The sequence below is a fragment of the Ruegeria sp. HKCCD4884 genome (assembly GCF_013110855.1).
Taxonomy (GTDB): domain Bacteria; phylum Pseudomonadota; class Alphaproteobacteria; order Rhodobacterales; family Rhodobacteraceae; genus Ruegeria.
This window is the reverse complement of record NZ_WVRJ01000008.1, coordinates 70,872-95,150: the sequence shown is the minus strand read 5'-3', so window position 1 is coordinate 95,150 and position 24,279 is coordinate 70,872. Positions and strand designations below refer to the sequence as shown.

Annotated in this window: 19 protein-coding genes; 10 read left to right on the top strand and 9 right to left on the bottom strand. The window is 58.0% G+C overall.

The window, feature by feature from the left end:
* Positions 1 to 3: 3 nt before the first annotated feature.
* Entirely contained in the window at positions 4 to 402 is a 399-nt protein-coding gene (locus tag GS636_RS13240; RefSeq protein WP_171669805.1) for a 5-carboxymethyl-2-hydroxymuconate Delta-isomerase, read from the bottom strand.
* Positions 403 to 507: 105 nt separating this feature from the next.
* Between GS636_RS13240 and hpaR the strand changes: the two genes are divergently transcribed.
* Positions 508 to 948: a homoprotocatechuate degradation operon regulator HpaR gene (gene hpaR / locus GS636_RS13235; RefSeq protein WP_171669804.1), complete on the top strand. Its 441-nt coding sequence runs from the start codon at positions 508 to 510 to the stop codon at positions 946 to 948.
* 33 nt (positions 949 to 981) lie between these two features.
* Here the strand turns inward: hpaR and GS636_RS13230 are convergent, their stop codons facing one another.
* Positions 982 to 2,334, bottom strand: coding sequence for an aminotransferase class III-fold pyridoxal phosphate-dependent enzyme (locus GS636_RS13230; RefSeq protein ID WP_171669803.1), 1,353 nt, complete (start codon positions 2,332 to 2,334; stop codon positions 982 to 984).
* Positions 2,335 to 2,368: 34 nt separating this feature from the next.
* The gene (locus GS636_RS13225) at positions 2,369 to 3,148 is read right to left on the bottom strand and encodes an IclR family transcriptional regulator (protein ID WP_171669802.1); all 780 of its coding nucleotides are present in this window, start codon (positions 3,146 to 3,148) and stop codon (positions 2,369 to 2,371) included.
* 108 nt (positions 3,149 to 3,256) lie between these two features.
* On the opposite strand from GS636_RS13225, the gene GS636_RS13220 reads away from it, so the two are divergent.
* The 8 genes from GS636_RS13220 to GS636_RS13185 all read left to right on the top strand — a co-directional run bounded on the left by GS636_RS13220 (position 3,257) and on the right by GS636_RS13185 (position 15,589).
* Positions 3,257 to 4,186, top strand: a complete 930-nt coding sequence (locus GS636_RS13220; RefSeq protein WP_171176605.1) for a tripartite tricarboxylate transporter substrate binding protein — start codon at positions 3,257 to 3,259, stop codon at positions 4,184 to 4,186.
* A 62-nt stretch (positions 4,187 to 4,248) separates the two neighbouring features.
* On the top strand, positions 4,249 to 4,785 hold the full coding sequence (locus GS636_RS13215) for a tripartite tricarboxylate transporter TctB family protein (protein ID WP_171669801.1): 537 nt from the start codon (positions 4,249 to 4,251) through the stop codon (positions 4,783 to 4,785).
* 7 nt (positions 4,786 to 4,792) lie between these two features.
* Positions 4,793 to 6,313 carry a tripartite tricarboxylate transporter permease gene (locus tag GS636_RS13210; RefSeq protein ID WP_171669800.1) on the top strand — a complete coding sequence of 507 codons (1,521 nt, stop codon included), beginning with the start codon at positions 4,793 to 4,795 and terminating at the stop codon, positions 6,311 to 6,313.
* Positions 6,314 to 6,319: 6 nt separating this feature from the next.
* On the top strand, positions 6,320 to 7,804 hold the full coding sequence (locus tag GS636_RS13205; protein ID WP_171669799.1) for an aldehyde dehydrogenase family protein: 1,485 nt from the start codon (positions 6,320 to 6,322) through the stop codon (positions 7,802 to 7,804).
* A gap of 25 nt (positions 7,805 to 7,829) precedes the next feature.
* Entirely contained in the window at positions 7,830 to 9,074 is a 1,245-nt protein-coding gene (locus GS636_RS13200) for a Tm-1-like ATP-binding domain-containing protein (RefSeq protein WP_171669798.1), read from the top strand.
* 176 nt (positions 9,075 to 9,250) lie between these two features.
* Positions 9,251 to 10,747 (top strand): trimethylamine methyltransferase family protein, encoded by a 1,497-nt coding sequence (locus GS636_RS13195; RefSeq protein WP_256369068.1) that lies wholly within the window; start codon positions 9,251 to 9,253, stop codon positions 10,745 to 10,747.
* Between the two features lie 4 nt (positions 10,748 to 10,751).
* Positions 10,752 to 13,169: an FAD-dependent oxidoreductase gene (locus GS636_RS13190; RefSeq protein WP_171669796.1), complete on the top strand. Its 2,418-nt coding sequence runs from the start codon at positions 10,752 to 10,754 to the stop codon at positions 13,167 to 13,169.
* A 5-nt stretch (positions 13,170 to 13,174) separates the two neighbouring features.
* Positions 13,175 to 15,589: an FAD-dependent oxidoreductase gene (locus GS636_RS13185; RefSeq protein WP_216602899.1), complete on the top strand. Its 2,415-nt coding sequence runs from the start codon at positions 13,175 to 13,177 to the stop codon at positions 15,587 to 15,589.
* Between the two features lie 68 nt (positions 15,590 to 15,657).
* Here the strand turns inward: GS636_RS13185 and GS636_RS13180 are convergent, their stop codons facing one another.
* The 6 genes from GS636_RS13180 to GS636_RS13155 all read right to left on the bottom strand — a co-directional run bounded on the left by GS636_RS13180 (position 15,658) and on the right by GS636_RS13155 (position 23,228).
* Entirely contained in the window at positions 15,658 to 16,650 is a 993-nt protein-coding gene (locus GS636_RS13180; protein WP_171669795.1) for a GlxA family transcriptional regulator, read from the bottom strand.
* 53 nt (positions 16,651 to 16,703) lie between these two features.
* Positions 16,704 to 17,960 (bottom strand): aminotransferase class V-fold PLP-dependent enzyme, encoded by a 1,257-nt coding sequence (locus tag GS636_RS13175; RefSeq protein ID WP_171669794.1) that lies wholly within the window; start codon positions 17,958 to 17,960, stop codon positions 16,704 to 16,706.
* 19 nt (positions 17,961 to 17,979) lie between these two features.
* Complete coding sequence (locus GS636_RS13170) at positions 17,980 to 18,993, bottom strand: glutamate cyclase domain-containing protein (RefSeq protein ID WP_171669793.1); 1,014 nt, start codon at positions 18,991 to 18,993, stop codon at positions 17,980 to 17,982.
* Positions 18,994 to 20,256: a hypothetical protein gene (locus tag GS636_RS13165; RefSeq protein ID WP_216602898.1), complete on the bottom strand. Its 1,263-nt coding sequence runs from the start codon at positions 20,254 to 20,256 to the stop codon at positions 18,994 to 18,996. It lies immediately after the preceding gene.
* Positions 20,253 to 21,737, bottom strand: coding sequence for an aldehyde dehydrogenase family protein (locus GS636_RS13160; RefSeq protein WP_171669791.1), 1,485 nt, complete (start codon positions 21,735 to 21,737; stop codon positions 20,253 to 20,255). Before GS636_RS13160 ends, GS636_RS13165 begins: the two co-directional genes overlap by 4 nt.
* A gap of 114 nt (positions 21,738 to 21,851) precedes the next feature.
* Entirely contained in the window at positions 21,852 to 23,228 is a 1,377-nt protein-coding gene (locus tag GS636_RS13155) for an aminotransferase (protein ID WP_171669790.1), read from the bottom strand.
* A gap of 106 nt (positions 23,229 to 23,334) precedes the next feature.
* Here GS636_RS13155 and GS636_RS13150 point away from each other — a divergent pair, with 106 nt between their 5' ends.
* A complete protein-coding gene (locus tag GS636_RS13150; RefSeq protein ID WP_171187624.1) occupies positions 23,335 to 24,261 on the top strand; it encodes a LysR family transcriptional regulator in 927 nt (308 codons plus the stop codon).
* The last annotated feature ends 18 nt before the right edge of the window (positions 24,262 to 24,279 follow it).

The window sequence follows — 24,279 nt, the reverse complement described above, 5'->3', positions numbered from 1 at the left end:
GTTTCAGGTCTCCTGCGTGGTCGCGGCCAGATGATCGCGGATCGTGCCGGTCTTGGGCGAAAGCTTTGGGTCGATGTCGCGCATCTCAAGCGACAGAGCGATGGAATTTTGCGAAAGAGCCGACGCCAGATAGGCTTTCACCGCGTCAAATACACGCCGCGTCGCGTCCTGCTTGACGTCTTCCGACCGCCCTGCACGCAGACGGATCGAGATATCAACAAATCCATGCGCCGGATTTCCATCCGCAATGGCATAGTGGTCCACACGCGTTGCGCGCACGCGAATGCCCGGCATCGGAAAGGTGTCGATCTCGGCAGCTGTTGCCCTTATGCATTCGCACAGGCCACCCATGTCGATCTTGTCTTCCAGGTTTCCGGAATATTCGACGTGGAAATGCGGCATGATTCCTCCTTTTTTACTTAACATGTTTAGTATTTAATGTGTCCCATGTCAAGAGATTGCTTTGTTAATCTTTGCAATTTCCGAACTACCGCTCTAGAAGGCCGCATGACCACCCAAAGCCACACCAAAAGCACCGCCCGGTCCCTTCCTATCGCGCTGTTGCGTGCCCGTGAAACCGTCATGGCCCCGATCCGGGACATGTTGCAAGGAATCCAGATAACCGAGCAGAAGTGGCGGATCCTGCGTGTGCTGGATGAGCTTGGCGAAGTGGAGCAAAGCACCATTGCCAACGAAGCTTGCCTGCTGCTTCCAAGTGTGACCCGCATCCTGCGCACTATGGAGGCTGATGGCCAGATCACTCGCCGCCGGGACAGTAACGACAAACGCCGCACCATGGTCACGATCACGGATGCAGGCCGGTCCATTCTTAAGGAAAACCTGGCCACGTCACTTGCTATCTCCAGCAATATCGAGGCTCAGATGGGTCGTGAAAAGCTGGACCAATTGCTGGATCTTCTTGAAGAACTACAGGCCGTTAAAGTTTGACCTCGCCTTGGGTAGACGAGGCCGATTGAACGCTCAAAGAGTCGATAGACCCGTATCCAACGCTGACAGGATCTTGGTCACATCATCTGACGTGATAATCAGCGGGGGCGACAGAATGATGTTGTTGCCGGAAACGCGCACCATTACGCCATCTTCGTAAGCCGCTTTCTGAACCTGCAACGGCAGGTGTTTGGCAATTGGGGCTTTGGTCGCCCGATCAGAAACCAGTTCGAGCGCACACATCAAACCCTCGCCACCGCGCACGTCGCCGATCACGTCATGCTTTTCGGCCAGCTTCTGCAACCCGGCAAATAATTCATCCCCGCGCGCCGCTGCATTTTCCCAAACCCGCAGCCTGTTGATCTCGGACAAAGCAGCCAGCGCCGCCGCTGCCCCAACCGGATGGCCGGAATAGGTGTACCCCTGATCGACCGATGCAAGACCCGTGGTGTCCTTTTCAAAGACTTCAGCGACAGCGCCCGAAATCATTGCCGCGCCAAACGGAAAGTACCCGTTGGTGATCGCTTTTGCTGTTGTCATGATGTCGGGCTGAACACCCCAATGCCGTGCGCCACTTTCGCTGCCGGTGCGGCCAAATGCGGTAATGATCTCGTCAGAGATCAAAAGAATACCGTGTTTGGAACACACCTCGCGCACCATGGGCATAAAGCTTTTGTGCGGAGGGATCACTCCCCCTGCCCCCAGAACCGGCTCCATGATAAATGCCGCAACCGTTTTTGCCCCTTGAAACGCGATCTCAGCCTCCAACGCGTTGACGCAAAGTTGCGCCAGACGCTCGGGGTCCGTCTCGTCAAACGGGTTGCGATAGGTCCAGGGTGCGGGCACGTGGAAACAACCCGGCATCATCGGCTCATAGACCGCGCGAAACTTTTGATTGCCGTTGACGGATGCCGCCGCGAAATGGGTGCCGTGATAGCCCTGCTTGAGGCTGATGAACTTGGTGCGACCGACATCGCCCCTCACCTTGTGATATTGCCGTGCCAGCTTCAGCGCAATTTCGACAGAGTCCGATCCGCCCGACGTAAAGAACGCGCGGGTCAAACCGTCAGGTGCGAAAAACTGCGCCAGCTCATAAGACAGTTCAATGGCTTTGTCATTGCTGGTTCCGCGAAAGGTCGAGTAATAAGGCAACGCGTTCAGCTGATCGGCAATGGCCTGTTTCACCGGTTCGCAGGAATAGCCCAGATTGACGTTCCACAGCCCCCCCACGGCATCCAGCGCTTTGTGACCATCAACATCGATAATGCTGACACCTTCACCGCCGTTCAAAATGGTCGGCGGGTTCTTTTGACTGTCGGCAGGATGCGCCATCGGGTGCCAGAAATAACGGGCGTTGTTTTCCTTCAGAAAGTTCGAGTCTTTCATGGTGCGGGCCTCCGGAAGTATCGTTCACCCTCGGTCAAGGGTGGAATTCAGTGGGAAAAGTGTCGGGTAACTGACCGCCAAAATCGGCGGTCAGGTCCGTCGAAAGAGTGTGCAATGCAGACAGAATGGATGGCAGGCGGTCGTCGGTGGCGCGGCCTTCTGGCAAAGCAATTGCAATGGTCCCCAGAGCGACTTGATCAATACCAAAAATCGGCGCGGCGTACCCAAAGACGCCCTCTTCATAGCTGCCGTTGCTGTTGGCCCAGCCTGAGGCGCTGATCCGCGCAACCCGTTCTTTGATGATTTCAGGATCAATGAGCGTGGCGTCCGTGAAGCGCGCCTGCTCTTTGTGATCCAAATCTTCCATCAGACTGGGTGGGCCAAAACTGAGCATACAAAGACCCGAGGCCGTTGCATTGATCGGCAGGATCTCACTGGGGTCAAGGCTGACGCGCACGCTGTGCCGCGTTGTTTCAACCACCAATGCGGTTTGCAGCCCAGTCTTTTCCAATAGCGACAAATGCAGGCTTTCGCCAACGCGTTGCATCGCCATTTGCATTTTCTGGCGCGCACTTTCGATGCCTGGTCGCGCGATTTCACGCAGCGCTGCCAGGCGCAAGGCCGCCGGTCCGATAGCATAAGACTTGGTCATAGGATTCTGTTCGATCAGACCGTATTCCTCAAGCGCACGCAGGTGGCGCAGCGCGGTTGCCTTGTTCAATCCGGACAGTCGCGCAAAGTGACTCAGCCCGATTTCCGGTCGCGCGCTTGAAAAGTAATCCAGCATTTTTAAGGCATTAAGGGCTGTGCCCATGTGTTTCACTTCCTCTTGCTCAGGGAATACTTGACAGAACTAACTTAACAAAGCAACATTATTATTGTTAACGCGGATCAAATAATGAACCACGTATGGGAGGAGTCAATGAAGAAATTTCTTACAGCTGCGGCTTTAGTGGCATCAGCTACCGCTGCACTGGCCGAGTACCCCGAAAAGCCGGTCAGCTTTGTGGTGCCGTGGCCTCCGGGCGATCTGGAAGATGTTCTGACGCGGATGATCGCCGATGAATTTCAAGCCATGTACGGCGTTCCAGCCGCTGTCGTGAACAAACCCGGCGGTGGCGGTGGTCCGTTCCCCGGTGCCGTCGAGGTGGCAACCGCCCCTGCGGACGGCTACACCATCGGGTCTTTTGTCATCGGCGTGCCAGTCATTGGTCCCGAAATCGGCATCCCCGAGCTCAACCCCAACCCGTTTGATCCCATCGGGATCTTCTTGACCTATCCCTTCGTGATCGCAGCCAGCAAGGATGCGCCTTTCTCAAGCTGGGAAGAGCTGGCGGAACACGGCAAGGAAAACGACGTCGCACTTGGCCATTTCGGTTCCGTTTTACCACCGACCCAGGTGACCTTTGCCGCAGCCGTCAGCAGCGGGTTCGACTTTGCCAGCGAAGCGGCGTTTGACGCGCTGGACTGCAACACTTTGGCATCGGGCGACGTCGACGTGATCAACACCACCCTTCAGCTTATCCTGCCCTGTCTGGATCAGGTGAACGTCCTTGCCAGCATCGGCGGCGAGCGGATTTCGCTGGTGCCCGATACACCAACAGTCGTTGAACTAAACCCGGATCTGCCTTTGGCCCTGTGGAACGGATTGTTTGTCCACAAGGACACCCCAGCGGACGCCCGCGAAAAGATTTCGGCGGCGGCTCAAAAGGCGCTGAGCTCTGACAAGGCCAAACAATTGGCCGAGGAAACCGGCGCTCTGATTTATTGGCAGGATCCGGATGCCTCCAACGCTCAGATCGAGCAGGACAAAGCCTCGTTCGCCAAGATCGAAGAGATCCTGGGCGAATAAACCGGAACGGGCCCGGCACGTTTTACACTGCCGGGCCTCTTTCCATCCAACAGGAGGCCACGATGATTGCAAAGACCTTGCAAGACATGTTCCGGCGCTATCGACGCCCCGGTGACATCGTGTTTGCCACGATGTTCTTCGTGTTCTCGCTGTTCCTTCTCAGCCAGCTTGGAAGCGAAACTCAGGTCGTCAAACGGACAAAGTGGTTTGCGCAGCCTGCTTTGTGGCCAACTGTCGCGATCTGGGGCATGGTTGTGTTCAGCGGTCTGCATTTGCTGAGCTCATTCCTGTCACCACGTATTCCAGGCCGTTTGCGAGAGATCACGTTTTGGCTGAAATCGCTCGAATACGTTGTCTATTTTCTGATTTACGTTGTTGCTGTTCCATGGCTTGGATACTTGCCCTCGACCATGCTGTTTGCAGCCCTTTTAACTGTCCGTCTGGGGTTTCGCTTGCCCGGGGCCTTTTGCATCGCCCTTGTCTTTGGCGCGGTAGTCGCAATCGTCTTTCGGGCGCTACTGCAGGTGAACATCCCCGCTGGTCGCGTTTATGAATACCTGCCCGACGGGCTGCGCGCCTTTGCGCTGACCTATCTATGAGGCCGCAATGGACAATCTGATTTCTGGATTTGCAATTCTGGCCCAGTGGCAAGTCATGGTGGCGCTGATCATCGGCTCTGTCGGGGGTGTTATCATTGGCGCCTTGCCCGGCGTGGGCGCCGCCGTGGCCATCGCGATCCTGCTGCCTGCTACATTTGCTTTCGAACCTATCGTTGGGCTGACCCTTCTGCTGGGCATCTACGGGTCATCCATGTATGGCGGCGCAATCCCGGCCATTCTGATCAACACCCCAGGCACGGCCGTGAACGCCCTGACCACCTATGACGGCTATCCCATGACCAAACGCGGCGAAGGCCATCGGGCTTTGTCGCTGGCCTATTCAGCCTCGTTCTTTGGTGGTATATTTTCGATCCTTTGCCTAATTGTCCTTTCGCCCGTTCTGGCCTGGGTCGCCCCGCATTTCGGCAGTCGCGAGATTTTTCTGGCCGCTTTCATGGGTATTTTACTCGTGATCCTGGCCCATCGTGGACAGACCTTTTCCGCCGCGATGCTGGCGTTTTTTGGCATCTTCCTGAACACGGTGGGGCTTGAGCCTGTCAAATACACGCGGCGTTTCACCTTCGAGCAAACCTGGCTGTCATCGGGCGTCGATCTGATCGTTGTTGTGTTGGGCTTGTTTGCCATCAGCCAAGCGCTGCTTTTGCTGGTCGATAAGGAACACGCCCCCGGCGAAGCACATGTTCGCGGCAATATTTTCACCGGCCTGAAAGAGCTTCTGGGCCTGAAGCGCATCGCCACCGTGTCGTCTTCACTGGGCGTTCTCATGGGCATGGTGCCGGGCACCGGCGAATTCACCTCCCAGTTCCTGTCTTACACCTATGCTCAGAAGAGCTCGAAAGATCCCGACGCTTTTGGCAAAGGATCGCCCGAAGGTCTGGTGGCGTCTGAGGCCGCCAACAACGCTGTTCCGGGGGCTGCAATGATCCCGCTTTTGGCGCTGGGCATTCCGGGTGAGGCTCTGACCGCGATGATGCTGTCGGTTTTCTACGTCCACAACGTGATCCCCGGCCCGCAACTGTTTGCGGAACAGATGGATTTTGTCATGGCCCTCTATATGGCGTTGATCCTTCTGAACGTGGTTGTTCTGATCTTTTTGCTGTTTTCGACCAATCTGCTGCTGAAACTCATTCAGATTCCAACCCGCTTTCTGGGCATCATGATCCTGACCCTTTCTTTTGTGGGCGTATACAGCCTGCGAAATTCGATCACCGACTGCGCGATTGCGGCCGGGTTCGGCGTTTTTGGCCTGATCCTGAAACGCCTGAACCTGCCGATCGTGCCCATCATTTTAGGTATGGTTCTGGGTGGGATCATGGAGGTCAAACTGCGCAGCGCCATGGCCCGGGTGAAATCACCGCTTGATTTCATCGACCGGCCCATCGCGGCAATCCTGTTTGTGATGATCCTGGGGATCATCCTGTTGCACATTCGATCTCTGATCCAGGAACACAAGGACCGCGTCAAACCGCAACCGGTTCTCGACGAAGACACGACACAGCAAGGATAAAGCCTCATGGATCAGTCCTCGATTGACGCGCTGCGCACTCAGGAAATCACTCCGCGCGGACATTTCATAAACGGCCGCTTTCAGGATGGTGAAACCGGTGCTCAGCATCAGGTTCATTCCCCGATCAACGGTCAGCCGCTGGCGCTGATCGCCGAAGGCAGTGCCGCAGATGTCGACGCCGCCGTACGTGCGGCGCGGGTATCGTTTGAAGATGGGCGATGGTCACGACTGGCCCCTGCGGGCCGTAAGAAAGTGCTGCTGAAGCTTGCTGATCTAATCGAATCCCAAACGCTGGAGATTGCTGTTCTGGGCGTTCGCGACAACGGGACCGAGATCAATATGGCCTATAAGGCCGAGGCGCTCTCGGCTGCGGCAACGTTCCGGTATTATGCCGAAGCCATCGACAAGCTGTACGGCCAGATCGCCCCCACGGGTGACGACGTTCTGGGTCTGATACATCACGCACCCGTTGGCGTTGTCGGCGCGGTTGTGCCATGGAACTTTCCGCTGATGATCGGCAGTTGGAAAATCGCCCCGGCGTTGGCGGCAGGCAACTCCGTGGTCTTGAAACCAGCAGAAAGCGCTTCGCTCAGCCTGTTGAAAATCGCCGAACTGGCAGCTGAGGCCGGGGTGCCAGACGGCGTGTTCAACGTGGTGACAGGGCGCGGCCCAGTCGTCGGCGAAGCGTTGGCGCTGTCTATGGATGTCGACATCCTTGTCTTCACCGGGTCCGGCGCGACAGGGCGGCGGCTTTTGGAATATTCCGCGCGGTCCAACCTAAAGCGCTGTTATCTGGAACTGGGGGGCAAATCGCCGAACATCGTCTTTGCCGATGCCCCGGACCTTACCGAAGCGGCCAAGGTTTCAGCCGCTGGTATTTTCCGCAATTCGGGCCAGGTCTGCGTCGCCGGATCGCGCCTGTTGATCCAACAGGAGATTTACGAGGACTTCGTCTCCGAAATCACCCGCCACGCCTCAGCCTTTCGCGTTGGCGATCCGTTGGACCTGAACAGCCAGATCGGCGCGGTTCACAGCCTGCCCGAACTGGAGGCCAATCTGGATTTCGTGAGCACAGCCGAAGCGGAAGGCGCTGAGCGCCGCACAGGTGGCGCCCGTATTCTGACCGAGACTGGTGGTTATTACATGGCACCGACCGTCATGGCCGGGGTGAAAGAAACTGACACGCTTTTCCAAAACGAAGTTTTTGGCCCTGTTCTGGCCGTCACGCCCTTCACGGACGAAGAAGACGCGATCCGTTTGGCCAATGCGACCGTTTACGGGTTGGCGGGCGGGGTCTGGACTTCGAACCTAGGCCGCGCGCATCGCATGGTCGCAAGCATTCGTGCCGGGGTTGTCCACGTGAACACCTATGGAGGCGCAGACCTGACCGTTCCCCTTGGTGGTGTTCGTCAGTCGGGCAACGGACATGACAAGTCGCTGCATGCAATGGAAAAGTACTTCGATCTGAAAACCGCTTGGATCAAACTCTGACCGCCGAAAAACAAGTGAGGCACAAATGACCAAAAAAACAATCCTGTTGATCGGCACCTACGACACCAAAGAACCCGAAATGCGGTTTATCGAAGAAACAATTCAAGCGCAGGGTGCCAATGTATTGACGATGGATGTGTCTGTTTTGGGCGATCCCTCTGCACCAACTGACATCTCAAAGCATGACGTGGCCGCGGCTGGTGGCATGACAATTGATGAGGTCATCGCCCAAGGAGACGAAAATAAAGCCTTCCGCATCATGTCTGCCGGGGCCGCCAAAGTGGTTGCACGGGCCTATGCCGACGGACGGTTTGACGGGATGCTGGCCACCGGCGGCACAATGGGCACCGACCTTGCACTGGATTGTGCGCAGGCGCTGCCGATGGGCGTGCCTAAATACATTGTCTCAACCGTCAGCTTTTCACCGCTTATCCCGCCACACCGGCTGGCCCCCGATATTCAGATGATCCTTTGGGCCGGCGGGCTCTATGGCATGAATTCGATCTGCCAATCATCGCTCAGTCAGGCGGCTGGGGCCGTGGTCGGCGCGACAAAGGCCGCCATTGCACCGGACCGCGGCAAGCCGCTGGTTGGCATGACCAGCCTGGGATCATCCTGTCTGCGGTACATGAAGACCCTGAAACCAGCACTGGAAGAGCGCGGGTTTGAAGTGGCCGTGTTTCATTCCACAGGGATGGGTGGCATGGCCTACGAAAAACTGGCCAGCGAAGGCGCGTTCGCCTGCGTGATGGATTTCTGTATGCAGGAATTCGGAAACCTCATGGCGGGCTCGGTCGTTTCAAGCGGCGAGGACCGGGTTACAAATGCCGGGCGCATGGGTATCCCGCAGATGGTAGCCCCCGGCGCGCTGGATTTGCTGGATTTTGCAGGCTGGCAGGACATCCCCGAACACTATGCCGACCGGCCTTTCCACGAACACAACCGGCTGATCAAAAGTTCGGTCTTCAACGGGGCCGAACGGCGCGCCTGGATTCGGGAACTTGCCAATCGATTGGGTGCAGCAAAAGGACCAACGCATTTCTTTCTGCCACTGCAAGGCATCGAAGCCTGGGACAAGGAAGGTGAAGAGGCGTATGACCCACAAGCACTAGCCGAAATGATCGACGAAGCCCGCCGGGTGATGCCTGATCAGGTGCCAATGACCGAACTGGACGCCCATATCAACGATACCGCGTTCTGCGACGCCGTTTTAACGCTTTTTGACGATTGGGTCGAACGTGGTGTGATTACGTCAACGCCACATAGTTGACTTTTCACGGGGCGGTATCGTCCTCATTGAAACATGAAGACTTCGGTGCGTAAGTTTACAGGTTACGCCGTGTATTTGAATGAATTGCATTCACAAAAATCAGCTAATAATGGAATTGAGCTAAAACTACACCCTTCCTAAGATGCGCGGGAAAACACCTCATCAAGGACGCGCTCATGCGGCGAACACGATCAAGACGGGCTTCTGGTTCCGCGACGCCACAGATGACTTTACCGCCCCTTGGCGGTCGATTTATGCCGCTGGATAACAGCAAACTGGCGCATATCACCGATACCGCCATCGACATTTTGGAAAAAATTGGTGTCTCAGAGGCACCTGAAGATATTCGCACACTGGCGTTAGAGAATGGGGCGACGGAACGGACTGATGGCCGCATCACCTTTTCACGCACCTTGGTCGAGGACATAATCGCAGGCGCGTGTAAACGCGTAGAACTGCCCGGTTTCAATCGGGATCGCGGGATCGAGGTTGGCGGCGGTCGTGTCCATATCGGTACCGGTGGCGCAGCGGTGCAAGTGCTTGACGCCGCCACAAATACGTTCCGCGACAGCACGTTACAAGACTTGTACAGCCTGATGCGCATCGTGGATGCCTGCGACAGCATTCACTATTCCCTGCGTCCCGTTGTGGCCCGGGATCTGGAAGACCCGCTGACGCTGGATATCAACACGGCATTTGCCGCGATGAAGGCGACCTCGAAACCCATTGGCACAAGCTTTTTCGAGCCCGCCAATGTAACCCCCGTGGTTGAAATGTTCGACGCGGCTTTAGGCGGCGACGGCGCGTTCAAGGCGCAGCCCTTCTGTTTCGCATCCGTTTGTCACGTGGTGCCACCGCTGACGCTGGCCGAAGAGGCCTGCGGGGTGATGCGCGAATGCGTCCGATTGGGGATGCCGTTGCAGATCTGCTCAGCGGCGCAGGCGGGTGCAACAAGTCCGGCCGCGCTGGCTGGCGCATTGGCACAGGGTTTGGCTGAGTCTCTGGCCGGTCTGGTTCTGGTCAACATGATGCAGCCTGGCTTTCCATGTATTCTGGCGTTCCTGCCGTTCATTTCCGACCTGCGGACTGGCGCTATGACCGGCGGTTCGGGCGAGGCTGCTGTGGCCAATGCTGCCGCTGCGCAACTGCTTTTGAACCTCGGCCTGCCCTCGACCGTTTCAGCGGGCATGACCGATGCCAAGACGGCGGACGCGCAGTCGGGCTATGAAAAGGGTTATACAATTGCGCTGGCCGCACAGGGCGGCGCTGACATGATAAACTTGTCCGTGGGTATGCTGGGCTCGATCATGGCAGCCAGCAAAGAGGCTCTGGTGATCGACAACGACATGTGCGGTGCCATCCTGCGTTCAGTGCGCGGCGTTGAAATGTTCGAAGGCTCGATTGATCTGGACATGATCGAACAGGTCGTGACCGGCGAAGGGCACTTCCTCGGCACCGCTCAGACCTTGGATCTGATGACCAAGGAATACGTCTATCCGTCTCTGGGCGATCGCCAGAGCGTCAATGACTGGCTTGAAAGCGGTGCGCAAACCGTCTGGGACAAAGCCATAGCCCGCGTTGCCGAGATCGAAGCGCAGCCTGCGCCTTCCCACCTGCCGGCCGATATCGAGGCCGCCCTGCGCGCTCGCCTGCCCATCCATCTGAAAGATTAAACACATGAAAAGCCAAACCAAAGTTGTGATCATCGGGGGCGGCGCGGTTGGTGTCTCGACCCTTTATCATCTTGCCAAAGCCGGGGTGACCGACACACTGCTGATCGAAAAGAACGAATTGACCAGCGGATCGACCTGGCACGCAGCAGGTAACATCCCCACCTATGCCAACAGCTGGGGCGGCATGCGCGCGGGCAACTACGCCTGGCAACTGTATAAGGAACTGGCGGAAGAGGTCGATTATCCGATCACCTACCGCCACACCGGTGCGTTCTGGCCCGCCCACACGCCCGAACGCATGGACCTGTTCCGCCATCTTGTCGGCATCTCGAAAGGCTTGGGCTATGACATGGCGATGCTCACCCCGTCCGAAATGGACGACATGCATCCCTATTTCAGCTCGGGTGACAGCATCATCGGCGGCATCCTTGACCCCTATGAGGGCGACGTGGACCCTTCGCAACTGACCCAGGCCCTGGCCAAAGGCGCGCGGGATCAGGGCGCGGCGATCGCGCGGTTTACTACGGTCACCGGCATCTCACGCCGCGCTTCGGGCGAGTGGGAGGTTCAGACAGACAAGGGCAATGTTGTCTGTGACATCGTGATCAACGCCGGGGGCTATTACGGTCGTCAGGTGGGTGAGATGGTCGGCCAGAAACTGCCCGTCGTCACGCTGGAACATCAGTATCTGGTCACCGAAAGCCTGCCGGAACTTGAAGCCAATCCGGAAAACTTCCCGCTCGTCCGCGACCCGGACATCATGTATTACCTGCGGCGCGAGCGGAACGCGCTGCTGCTGGGCTCATACGGTCACGAAGGCCGGCCCGCATGGCTGGACGGGATGCCCGATTGCTTTGCCAATCAGCTTTATCCCGACAGCGTCGACGACATCGCCGAAATCCTCGAAGCCGCATTGGAACATGTTCCGCTGCTGGGTGAGGCCGGGGTCAGCCGCTTCGTGAATGGTCCGATCCCCTACAGCCCCGATGGCGCGCCGCTTTGCGGTCCGGCGTTTGGTCTGCCGAACTTCTACCATGCCTGCTGTTTCCCGGTGGGTATCACCCACTCAGCAGCAGCAGCGAAAACCCTGACCGAGTGGATCACCGAAGGCGAAACCGAATGGGACATGTCCTTCTGGGACCCGCGCCGCTTTGGCGAGGAGTGGGCGACGTTCGACTATACTGTCAAACGATCAAGTGAGTTGTATGAGCACCAATACGCGATCCCCTACCCGCATCGCTTGTGGAAATCGGGCCGACCAGTTCAGACAACGCCGCTTTACGAGACGCTCAAAGACAAAGGCGCAGTGTTTGGGCAGGTTGCAGGATGGGAACGCGCCTTCTGGTTTGAAACGGACCAAATCAAGGATGATAGCCAGCTGAGCTTCCATCACGAGGTCTGGCACGATGCGGTCAAAGCTGAATGCGAAGGCGTACGCGACCGGGTTGGCGTGATGGATCACGGCGGCTTCACACGTTACGAGGTCGAAGGACCAAAGGCCACCGAGTTCCTCAATCGTGTCTTCTGCGGCGCAATGCCCGCCGTGGGCCGGGTCAAGCTGTCCTATATGCTGACCACCAAGGGGAAGATTTGGTCCGAGGCCACGATTGCGCGGCTGGATGAGGACAAATACCTGCTCTGCGGCCCCACTCTGGCCGATCAGCGCGATCACGACTGGATGTCGAAATTCCTACCGGACGAGGGCGTGACCCTGACCCGAGGCTCTGATTTTGACGCTGCTCTGATGGTCATGGGACCAAAATCGCGCGAAGTGCTGCAACCGTTGACCGAGGATGATCTGTCCAAAGAAAACGCCCCTTGGATGTCGGTGCGCGAGATCACCATTGCAGGTGCACCGGTCATCGCGCTGCGGGTGTCTTATGTCGGTGAATTGGGCTGGGAACTGCACATGCGCAGCGCGGATCTGGTCCGCGTCTACACCGCTATCATGGAACAAGGTGCTGATCACGGCATTGTCGAGTTCGGCTCTTACGGGCTGAACGCCATGCGGCTTGAGAAAGGCTATCACGGCTGGGGCGCTGATTTCGGCATCGAATACACTGCTTTTGACGCCGGTCTGGATCGCTTTGTCAGCAAGAAGAAAAGCAGCTTTGTCGGGCGCGACGCGTTTCTGGCGCAGGCTGAGCAGCCGAAGGACTATCACTTCACCGCCTTCGTACTCGACGGCCACGGCGCCGACGCGCTGTCTTCCGACCCCATCTGCCGGGATGGAAAGCCGGTGGGCTATGTCAGCTCGGGCGGCACCGGCTTCCGCATCGGCCAGCGGATCGCTCTGGGCTATCTGACAGAGGCCGCGAAGCCCGGTGATGTGTACCAGATCGAAGTGCTGGGTGTTCCGGTCAACGCAACCGTGTCGAGCGTGCCCTTCTACGATCCCGAAAACGACCGGTTGCGGGGATAAGACCCATGGCGAAATCTCTTCCGACGGACGTTCAGGTCGCTATCATCGGCGGCGGCATTGTCGGCTGCGCGACCGCTTATCACCTCGCCAAGGCAGGCTGGTCGGTCGCCCTGTTCGAGCGCAAGAAACTGACCAGCGGAACGACATGGCATGCCGCTGGCTTGGTCAGCGAAACACAAGGCGTGCCGGTCATGTCTGCGCTTGCGAAATACGGCCTCGACCTGATGGAAAACCTCGAGGACGAGACAGGGCAGAATACCGGGTTCAAGCGCAACGGCTCGATGACTGTGGCTCTGACCGAGGCGCGCATGGAGGAGCTGCGGCGCAAGGTCGACTATGCCCATGGATGCGGGTTGCGCGCAGAAGAGATCAGCCTGAGAGAGGCACAGGATCGCTGGCCTCTGCTGTCCGTCGACGGTGCAAAGGGCGCGTTCTGGTTTCCCGGCGATGGCTATACCAATCCCATCGACACGACGATGGCTCTGGCCAAGGGCGCGCGGATGAGCGGCGCGCAGGTTTTTGAAGATACCAAGGTCACCCGCGTTGTGATCGAAGGCGGGCGCGCTGTCGGCGTTGAAACCGCCGAAGGTCTGGTCCGCGCCGAGCATGTGGTCAACGCCACCGGCATGTGGGCGCGCGAGTTTGGCCTGACTCATGGGGTGCAGATCCCGCTGCATTACACCAACCACTATTACGTGGTCACCGACCCGATTGAGGGCGTGACCGGAGACCTGCCTGTCCTGCGGGTGATGGATGAATACGCCTATTACAAAGAGGATGCGGGCAAACTTCTGATCGGCTGTTCCGAACCTAACGCGACCCCTTGGCTGCCCAAGTATGGCCTGCCCGAGGCCTTCGAATTCGACGAACTGCCCTGCGACGAAGAACACCTCTACCCCATCCTCGAAGCGGCTATGGTGCGTGTTCCCACGCTGGCGGAGTCGGGTATTCGCAAGTTCTTCAACGGTCCGGAGTGCTTTACCCCAGACGCCAAGCATTATCTGGGACCAGTCCCGGATGTGACGGGATATTGGGTCGCAGCAGGTTTCAACTCAACCGGGATCCAAAATGGCCCCGGCGCGGGCAAGGCGCTGGCTGAATGGATCATGGCGGGTCACATGACCATGGACCTCACCGATGTGGACAGCCGCCGCATCGTGCCTGGCTTGAACGCGCACAGCTACACCGCGACCAAGGCCGCCGAAACGCTTGGACACGCCTATGCGATGCACTGGCCTTATCTTCGCAAGACTGAGGCACGTGGTTTGCGGCGTACGCCTTACTACATGCATCTACGCGACGCGGGCGCACAGTTCGGCAGCGCCAATGGCTGGGAACGTCCGCTATACTATGGGCGCGAGATGACGGATGGGTTCGGACGCGAGCCGTGGTTCGACGACTGGCAAGCAGAACATCAGTCGCTGCGCACCGATCTGGGCTGCATCGACCTGACCTTTGGCCGGTTTATCGTGGATGGGCAGGACGCAGAAGCGCAGATGCAGCGGCTTTGCGGGGCCAATATGGCAGTTGCGCCGGGTGCTTTGATCTATACCCACATGTTCAACCCACAAGGCGGGATCGAAGCGGATGTAACCGTCGCTCGGCTTAGCACATCCCGCTATTTGGTCATGGCGTCTGCCGGGGCTGAACCGCAAACGGAATATTGGCTGAAAACGCAACTGGCAGGCACCTCGGTTTCAGTTGTCAACGTCACCTCATCCGAGGCGACGCTGGCCCTGATGGGCCCGCGAGCGCGGGACTTCCTGGCCGGGCTGACGGACGCGGATCTGTCGAATGACGCCTTCCCCTTTGGATCTTGGCAATCCCTGCATGTTGGTCACGCGCCAGTTCGCGCCCAGCGGATCACCTATGTCGGCGAGTTAGGTTGGGAATTGCACATCCCGGCCGAATTCGCGCAGCAAGTGTTCGAGACCATCATTGCCGCCCCTGACGCGCCGCGCCTTTGCGGTGGCATGTCAGTAGACAGCTGCCGGATCGAAAAAGGCTTCTGCCACTGGGGTCACGACATCGGCCCACATGACAGCCCGGTAGACAGCGGCCTGACTTTTGCATGTGACTTCACAACTGACTTTACGGGTAAAGAGGCCATTGTTGCCCGCAAATCGGCAGGTCCCGAAAACCGTTTGCTGTCACTGCGGCTCGACGATCCAGACGCCCTGATCTTTGGAAAAGAACCCATACTGTGCGATGGGGAAATCGTTGGGCGTTTGACCTCGGCCAGCTATGGCTGGAGCGTCGGTGGGGCCATTGGCATGGGCTATGTTTCGCGGCCCGAAGGCATGACGATGAAAGCTCTTGCGGCACGCAGCTATCAGGTGAAGGTGGCGGGACGGTCTGTGACGGCACAAGCCAGCCTGCGCCCGCTCTACGATCCAGACAATGCCCGGATGCGCGGTTAAGCAAATAGGGAGAGGTGTTCGGATCAGACCTTGGTCCGAATGCTTCTGCCAGCCACTAGATGCTGGCCCTAAGGCGCGCTCTGCTCGATATGAGGTGAGATTCCGAATTGCCTGCGATACAGTTTTGAAAAATGACTGGCAGAGGAAAAGCCGCATGCGACGGCGACGTCGATCACGCTCATTTGGGTCTGTTGCAACAGCACGCGTGCCCTGTCCAACCGCAGGTTCGTCATATAGGTTTTAGGCGTACACCCCAGATAACGCCCAAACAGACGCTCCAGTTGGCGCGTAGATATTCCGACTTTCTGTGCAAGCATGGATGTAGGGAGAGGATCTTCCAGACTGTCTTGGATCACCGCGACCGCCCTTGAGAGTTTTTCGTTCCTATGCTGCAATCTGCAACGGTCAGTCATAGTTTGACGGCTGTCGCCCGGTCGCACCGACGCGCATAGCAGGTCGTCCGCAACACGGTTCGAAATCGCCGTACCCGCTGTTTGCCGAATTAAAGCCAGGAACAGGTCAAGCGTCGCAGCCCCGCCGGCGCTGGACAGGAAATTGGCTTCCTCTTCATAGATTGTGCAGACAGGGTCCAGTTTCAGGAAGGTTTCCTCAAAAACCGGCTGCAAGCGCCAATGCGCGCAGATCTTGCCTTTTTGCGCCAATCCTATGAGGGCCAGGTAAAGCGCACCCCCACCCAAGCCGCAAAGCCGAGCCCCCTGCCGTGTGGCCTTGCGAAGCCAAGCATTGATCCTTTCCGATGTTGGCGTTTTCTGGGTATCGATGGAGGCGCATACGACAATGCAATCGCCGTTCTGGACCGCTGGCAATGCGCCCTCAACCGCGATGTTCATACCCGCTGATGACACCACTGGGGCGCCGTCTTCGCTGACAATCTGCCAACGGAACAAAATTTGCTCTGCCGCTTTGTTGGCGGCGGCCAATGCGTCAACGCCAGAGCCCAGATCAAGTGCCGAAAACCCCGGCATTGCAAGGAAGATGAAGCGCTTCAGTTCAACCGGGCAACCCCGGCTTACTTTGAACTCTGAATCGAAGTGCCCCATCCTGATCATCCTGCCTTGCGGAAACGTTTCAGTTCCGTTGATGTGCGGGACCGTCAGTCGCCACCCAGCTCATTTACCGCAGCGAGAAGACGAGCGATTTCCTGTTCTGTGTTGTAGTGGCAAAACGAAATGCGGATACAGTCCGGCAGACCCAGCGGTGTCAGAACATTACCCGAATAGTGGTCCGCCTTGCGCGTATGGGTGCGGATGCCTTGCTGGTTCAGCACTTCAACCACGTCTTCCGAAGCTTTGTCTTTCACCACGATAGAAACCAACCCCTCGCGCGCCGGGTTTTCTGCCCCCGCCAAAATGGTCACGTGATCCATGTCGCGTAGTCCCGGCAGGTTGCCTGTGCCGTTGATCGCGGTGTTGGTCAGATGCGTTTCATAGGCGTGAATAGCGTGACCTGCGGCCTCGATCCGCTTGCGAGGGTCGCTTTCATCCGAAACTTCGCCACCCAGCCAATCGAAATACGAAACCACGTCCGATACTGTCGCGTAAGACCCGGTGTCGCGGGTACCGAACTCCCACCCTGTGGCGGGTGCGTCGATCAGCATATCATGCGGCAGGGCGCTTAGCTTGTCAGAGATCCAGGCAATGCCATAGCCATGGCGCGAGAAAACTTTGTAGGGCGAGATCGCGTAGCCATCGACATTATATGCGTCCAGGTCCAATTGACCGTGTGCCGCGTGCTGAATGCCATCAACAACGATCAGACAGTCTGGCGCAACCGCCCGAATGGCCGCAGAAATTGCAGCGACATCCATACCCATGCCCGTAACGGGTGACGCATGCAGGATAGTCGCCACGGCCACATCCGGGGTCATAAGTGCGGCATAGTCCTGAGGTGTTACCAGACCTGTTTCATTGTCATGAGGCACATTCACATAGTCCAGACCTGCGATCTCAGCCCAACGTCGCGCGGCACTGCGGGTGGCGGGGTGTTCGATGGACGACCCGATTACCTTGGACCCTTTTGGCGCGGCCAGGCAGGCCGTGCGGATCATGCGGAACAACAGTTCCGTCCCGCTTTCCCCGGCAAAGAACTGACCAGACGAGGCGTTCATGAACACGGCCAGATCTTGCTTGACCTTGTTGATGACGCCCTGGGTGCCCTGCCCCGCTGGGTTGATACGGCCCGGATTGTCAGGGATCGCTGCATAAAAGGCTGAGGTTTCGGCGACCGATTTCAGCGTCAACGCACCACCTGCGTTCTCGAAAAAGATCCGTTCACCTTGAAACGGGCAGGAATCGACATGCGCGAACCGGTTACGGATTGCTTCGATGAGGGCGGGATTGTCTTGGATCATTGTTCAGTCCTGTAAGTTTTCAGAGCGCGCGGCTCACGATCGTGCGGCAAAGCTCGGCCACCGCTATATGGCTTTGGCGTGGGAAACCGTCGACACTGTCATCGACGATACCGTGAGTTGAGTTGATCAGGCCGCTTGCGACCATCGTATCTAGCAATAGGGCCTCTCGGTCTGGTGTATGCATCAATTTCGCGTCACCCGCACGAGCGGCCATTGCTGCGGCAATTGCAGTGCAGCCCCAGTTGGAACAAGCGGCTGTCACCAGCACATCACAGCTGGTCACTGCCCCAATGCCACCGCCGCAACCGCATTGGCACTTATCTCCGTACGGTACGTGTGCCTTTACGTGGTCGGCGACTTTGCCCATGCCAATCTCGTTGCCGCCATCTCCGACTGCGACAACAGGGATACCGCGCTCCAAAGCCAGATCGAACAGGAAATCAACACGCGCACGACCCATTCCATAGTCGATACCGCGCATGGAATGATAAACACCGAATTCATTGCGCCCCACCCGTTCTGTTGAGAACAGAAGATCGGGTTTCAGGTCTGCCAGCAACATTTCCGCCTGCGCCTGCCCGCCCGCGTCATCGGTCGCGTATGGCAACATGACAATCGTGGCAAGGCTTTTGTCGGCCTTGGCAATTGCCGCCTGTTCCAGCGTCACAGGAAACAACCCCGCTGCCTGACAGGTTTTGCGAATTGCGGGCAGCAGAGTTTCTTCGCACAACATCACGCAGGTCACGCTCCGCGCCAGCACCAATGCCCTTGCAATCGCCGCCGCACCTGAGGGGCCATCGTTTTCGCCCAAATCCGGCGTGATCCAAGCGCGCGAGACCGAACCGGTGGTCAACACAACCGTCCCGCCTTCAGGCACCGCCATCAGTGCATCCGCTGCCGCACCGATCAGCGAGCGACCTTCCAGCGCACGTGCGGCCTCGAACAGATGCTCGACGCCACGCTCACCCATGTCGATGTTCACCAACTGGTCCAGCCGGGTGTCCAGTCGGGTGATCAGAGTTGTATCGGCCATTCACGTGTCTCCAAACAGTGTTGCCGCGAACCATGTCTTGTCGTGCAAATGCTGCGCCGTCTGGCGCATTGCCGACATCAAACAGTCAGCCACCGCCACTGCGCCTCCGGCGCGGGCCACAGCACCAGATGTTGGTTTCAACCGGATCGAAACACGCCCGCCGGGTTGACCATGTGTATTGACCGTCACAATGCCTTTGTCCCGCAACATCAACATACCAATCGCGGCCGTAACCTCGGCAGGGACGATATCGCCCTTTTCGAGTCCAGCCATTCCAAGAACGATTTCCATCGCGTCTTGTTCGTCAATTTTCGGGCCCAGCGCTGATCGCGTTACCTGACCTTTCCCCAATGCGGCTTCCAACGCATCGGCCAGGTCTTGCCCATCCTGTGCCTCTTGCAGCAACAGGTCCGGAGTGAACCCCTGTAAACTGCGCATTGCACCAACAGCAACGGGCGCGCGGGCTTCCATGCCCAATTCGCTGGCTTTGGCCTGCACGGGGACCAACACAACCGGGTCGCCACAAAGAACTCCGGCACGCGGGCCGGACAAACCTGCCTTGTCCGCATTGGTGATGACCAGATCGGCCCCAAAGGAAAGCGACGCCCCACCGCCATGCAGAACAGGGCGGAACCGCGCCCCGTAAGCGTCGTCAAGGAACGTGACGCAGCCCGCATTTTTGCCTGCCGCCACCGCGTCGCGGATCAGGTCATCGCTCAGCATGGACAGCTCTGAAGTGACAGGCGTGATCACAAACAACGCAGGGCTGTCCTCGGCTAACGCCTGTTGGACAGACTCCAGATCGTGAACTTCACGGACCTGCACATTGGCCAGCCGCGCTCCGCGCAGAACCGAGGCATGGCTCCGGTCACCTTTTGCAACCAACGACAACACCGGCTTGCCTGCGGAATGGGCCAATACAGTAGCAACGATCCCGGCGCTTGTACGGTTCACCACCGCTGCAACTTCGTGCCCCTGCCCACCCATATGCGCGATTGCGGCTTGGCGCAGTTCTTCGCCAAAAAGGCCGGGACCAATCCATTCTTCGCACAGCAGGCTCAGATCGTCCGGCGTCGCTGGGTAGAACCGCAGGTTCCCGGTACAAATGGCGATCTTGTCGATACCTTCGCGAACCACGAAATCTGCAGCAACGCGACCCGCCTGCGTCAGCCTGCGCACCTCATCCGCTGAACCTTGCAAAAGCGACCCTCGGGCATATCCCACACCCGGATCAATGGCATTGCCGAAGCGATCCGTGCTCACGCGCCACCCTCGATATTGATGGTGACGCATTTGCGGTAAGTATAGGCCTCAAGCGCGCCTTCGATCGAGTATTCGCTGCCCATGCCCGATTGCTTGGTGCCGCCATAAGACATACCGGGAATTTGCCCGCCGCCCTGATTGACCTGTATCCAACCCGCATCGATGGCACGCGTCAGGCGCGTGATGCGGCTGACATCATGAGTGAATAGAAACGCGGCCAGCCCGTAATGGGTGTCATTGGCCATGGCGATGACTTCTTCTTCCGTCTCGAAGGGGATGGCGACCATAACCGGGCCGAACACCTCTTCCCGCGCGATGCGCCAATTGTTGTCGACGCCGGTGATGATGGTCGGGTTGGGACAGAAGCCGGCCGGATCCTCAGCCGGAGTTTCCCCGATCAGGAAAGTGGCCCCTTCGGCTTCGGCTTCGGCCACATAGGCGCGGATCTCGCCATAGCGTTCAGCGTTCACGACCGCGCCCATATCTACATCCGGATCCAGCGCGTCGCCCACATTCAGTGCGGCGGATTTCTCGGCAACCTTGGGCATCAGCTCGTCCCAGATATCCTTGTGCACAAACAGCCGTGAACCCGCGGTGCAGCTTTGACCCTGACGGGCAAAGCGCATGGCATTCGCCACCTGCTGCGCTGTGCTGTCCAGACGACCATCGGCAATGGCGTCTGGGAAGACGATTGTGGGGGATTTACCGCCCAGTTCCAGAGTCAGCTTGGCGATGCGATCAGCCGTGGCCTTGCCAATCAGTTTGCCGACCTCGCTTGAACCGGTAAAGGACACCTTGTCGATACCCGGGTGCGAAGCAAGCGCTGCACCTGCTTCTTCACCCAGCCCCGTCACAACATTGAAGACCCCCGGCGGAAACAGACCATCCGCAAGTTCAGCCAGCTTCAGGATCGCCAGCGGTGCGTCTTCGGCCGGTTTCAGCACCAGACAATTCCCGGTTGCCAATGCCATCGAAATCTTCACCGCCCCCAACTGCAAAGGAGAGTTCCAGGGGATGATCGACCCGACAACCCCATGCGGTTCGCGTGTCGAATAACTCAGTAATCCAGGCCCAAGCGGCAGAGTCTCGCCTTTTTGTTCAACCGCCACGCCGCCGTAATATTTAAGAACACCAGCAGCCCCCATCGCCTCGCCGCGCGATTGCGTCTTGATGGCGTTACCGGACTCTGCCGCCAAGACACGGGCCACCTCTTCAGCGTTTTCTTCCAGGCGACGTCCGAGTTCGGTGAGCAGTTTTCCACGCTCACTCGCAGCCAAAGCGCGCCACGCTGGCAACGCAGCACGGGCGGCTTCGACTGCCAAGTCGACCTCGGCCGACGTGCCGCGACCGACTTCGCAAATCGGCGCACGGCGCGAGGGGTTTTCGATCTCGAGCCGCCCTTCAGGCCAATGCCAAGCCCCGTTGATATAGTTTCCAGCCAAACCCGCATCGGGCAGTTTCGGTTCCAGCGGTGTTGTCATCCCTGTTCTCCTTGGCAGGCTGGGGCAATTCAAAATAAGGCGCGCCGCCGAAAGTTGGGAGAGCCGGCGGCGCAGAGATCAGGCGAGAGCAAATGCCCAACCTCAATAACGTAATCAGATTTTGGCGCGCACCACAGCCCAGGCATCGTCCAATGCGCCTTTGAACCGCTCTGTTGCGATGTCGATCTCGTCTTCATTGATGACCAGCGGCGGCATAAAGCTCATCCGGTCACCGATCGCACGCAGGTACAAGCCCCGATCATGCGCAAAGTTCTGCACAAGCTCGCCAACTTTCCAAGAGGGATCAAACGGCTCGCGGGTTTTTGCGTCCTTCATCAGCTCAAAGCCGCAGAACAGACCAACACCGCGCACTTCGGCCACCAAAGGGTGGTCGGCCATGGCGTGGCACTTTTCAAGGAACCGAGTCGAGACCTTGCGAACGTGGCCCACCAGATCAATCTCATCATAGATGACCAGTGCCTCAAGCCCAACAGCCGCCCCAACAGGGTGGCCTGCGTAGGTGTAGCCATGCCCGAAGGTGCCGACCTCATCCGAGTTTTTCATCATGTCGGCATACATCTCGTCCTTGAACATCAGGGCAGAGATTGGGAAAAACGCTGCCGAAAGCGCTTTGGCGCAAGAGATCATGTCAGGCTCCAGCCCCCAGGTCTGAGAACCCCACATATTGCCGGTTCGACCAAAGCCGCAGACCACCTCGTCAGCCAAGAACTTGATGTCATACTTGCGCAGAACTGCCTGCATTTCCTTCCAATAGCCTTCAGGTGGCATCAGCGCGCCGCCACCGGAAATGGCGGGCTCGGCGAAGAAAGCTGCAACAGTTTCAGGACCTTCCGCCAATAAAAGCTCCTCGAATTTTGCAGCCATCCGGGCCGAGAACTCCTCTTCGCTCTCACCGTCTATGTGGAAGCGGTAATAGTTCGGCAGCTCGGTATGTTTGAATTCGGGCAGCGGCAGACCGAACTTGGCGTGCATATGTGGCTGACCCGACAGCGAAACCGTGGCGATTGTATTGCCGTGGTAACCCCGCACCCGCCCTATGATCTTGCGGCGGTTCGGCTCGCCTTTGGCGGTGTTGGTGTACCACAACAGTTTGATTGCGGTGTCATTCGCCTCGGACCCCGAACACTGGAACATCACCCGGTCCATATCAACCGGCGCCATTCCAATCAGACGCTCACCCAACTCCGCAACCCGTGGATGTGAACGATTGTAGAATGTGGGCGCAAAAGGCAGCACATCCATTTGCCGCTTTGCCGCGTTTGACAGACGTTCGTTGTGGTAACCCAGCGACACGCACCCCAGCCCGGAAAAACCATCGATGATCTCGCGCCCTTCGCTGTCATAGATGAAAACCCCCTTACCATGAGTGATCATCGTCGGGCCGTTCTCGGCATGTTGGCGCAGATTCGACTGAGGATGGACGTGATGGGCCTTGTCCTGTTCGATCGCGCGTCGGGCGTCAACGTTCATGGGGGATGCTCCAAAAGAAAACCTGGCGGGACTTCACCTTGTTATTGACTGAATTTCAATTTCGAAGTTTTTTGGTTTTTGTGAATTTTTTTCAGGCTAGAAACACATGAAACCGCTGCTTGACCTGCGCCACCTGCAACTGATCCAAGCCATCAACGAAACGGGTCGGATCACCGATGCCGCCAAGAAACTGGGGGTGACGCCATCGGCCCTTTCGCACCGTCTGCGCGAGGCCGAGCGCCGCCTTGACGTGCCCCTTTTCACCCGAATGCACAAGAAACTGCGTCGCACACCGGCGGCGGACTATATGGCAATCGTGGCCGAACGCATCCTGACCGACCTTAGCCGTGCAGAAGAAGACGTGCGGCGCATGAACGCCAACGTCCAGCATGTGGTGCGTCTGTCGGTCGAAGCTTACAGCAACTATCGCTGGTTGCCTTCTTTCATCAAATATATGAAATCGCGCACCGACGGGATCGATATCCAGATCATGGCGGGCGCACGTAGCGATCCGCTGACCGGTCTTTTGAACCGGCATCTGGACATTGCGATTACTTCGGGCACGGTTTCGCAAGCAGGACTCAGCAGCATCAAACTGTTCGATGACCCCCTGCTTTACATCATGCCACCGTCGCACCGACTGGCCGAGCGTGCATATGTCGAAGGCTCAGATATCGTAGGAGAGCCCTTTATCACATATACAAAGATCCCAGAACCCGACCGGGAATTTGCATTGCTGTTCCGCCCGACGGACAGTTACCCGAAATGGGCTGCAACCGTTGAACTGCCCGAGGCAATTGTCGAGTTGGTCGCATCGGATCTGGGCACAAGCGTGCTGTCCAACTGGGCGCTGCAATCCGCGCTGAAAGAAGGTCGCATCGTTGGCGCGCAGGTCACTCAAGATGGCATCACTGTTCCCTGGCATGCGGTTTTGCGCTCGGAGGATTTGGAGGAAGGTGATCCGATTCATCAGATCGCAGAATTATTGTCTGAATGGTGTGGCTTACCGGGCTGTGGGTTTCACATAACCTGAACCCTAAGGTCAAAGTCT

Bases quoted from the DNA above. Each gene is read 5' to 3' on its own strand.
- GS636_RS13225 (WP_171669802.1), bottom strand. From the start codon at position 3,148: ATGGGCACAGCCCTTAATGCCTTAAAAATGCTGGATTACTTTTCAAGC.
- GS636_RS13240 (WP_171669805.1), bottom strand. From the start codon at position 402: ATGCCGCATTTCCACGTCGAATATTCCGGAAACCTGGAAGACAAGATC.
- GS636_RS13150 (WP_171187624.1), top strand. From the start codon at position 23,335: ATGAAACCGCTGCTTGACCTGCGCCACCTGCAACTGATCCAAGCCATC.
- GS636_RS13160 (WP_171669791.1), bottom strand. From the start codon at position 21,737: ATGACAACACCGCTGGAACCGAAACTGCCCGATGCGGGTTTGGCTGGA.
- GS636_RS13170 (WP_171669793.1), bottom strand. From the start codon at position 18,993: ATGGCCGATACAACTCTGATCACCCGACTGGACACCCGGCTGGACCAG.
- GS636_RS13230 (WP_171669803.1), bottom strand. From the start codon at position 2,334: ATGAAAGACTCGAACTTTCTGAAGGAAAACAACGCCCGTTATTTCTGG.
- GS636_RS13190 (WP_171669796.1), top strand. From the start codon at position 10,752: ATGAAAAGCCAAACCAAAGTTGTGATCATCGGGGGCGGCGCGGTTGGT.
- GS636_RS13195 (WP_256369068.1), top strand. From the start codon at position 9,251: ATGCGGCGAACACGATCAAGACGGGCTTCTGGTTCCGCGACGCCACAG.
- GS636_RS13155 (WP_171669790.1), bottom strand. From the start codon at position 23,228: ATGAACGTTGACGCCCGACGCGCGATCGAACAGGACAAGGCCCATCAC.
- GS636_RS13180 (WP_171669795.1), bottom strand. From the start codon at position 16,650: ATGGGGCACTTCGATTCAGAGTTCAAAGTAAGCCGGGGTTGCCCGGTT.
- GS636_RS13200 (WP_171669798.1), top strand. From the start codon at position 7,830: ATGACCAAAAAAACAATCCTGTTGATCGGCACCTACGACACCAAAGAA.
- hpaR (WP_171669804.1), top strand. From the start codon at position 508: ATGACCACCCAAAGCCACACCAAAAGCACCGCCCGGTCCCTTCCTATC.
- GS636_RS13220 (WP_171176605.1), top strand. From the start codon at position 3,257: ATGAAGAAATTTCTTACAGCTGCGGCTTTAGTGGCATCAGCTACCGCT.
- GS636_RS13210 (WP_171669800.1), top strand. From the start codon at position 4,793: ATGGACAATCTGATTTCTGGATTTGCAATTCTGGCCCAGTGGCAAGTC.
- GS636_RS13185 (WP_216602899.1), top strand. From the start codon at position 13,175: ATGGCGAAATCTCTTCCGACGGACGTTCAGGTCGCTATCATCGGCGGC.
- GS636_RS13175 (WP_171669794.1), bottom strand. From the start codon at position 17,960: ATGATCCAAGACAATCCCGCCCTCATCGAAGCAATCCGTAACCGGTTC.
- GS636_RS13215 (WP_171669801.1), top strand. From the start codon at position 4,249: ATGATTGCAAAGACCTTGCAAGACATGTTCCGGCGCTATCGACGCCCC.
- GS636_RS13205 (WP_171669799.1), top strand. From the start codon at position 6,320: ATGGATCAGTCCTCGATTGACGCGCTGCGCACTCAGGAAATCACTCCG.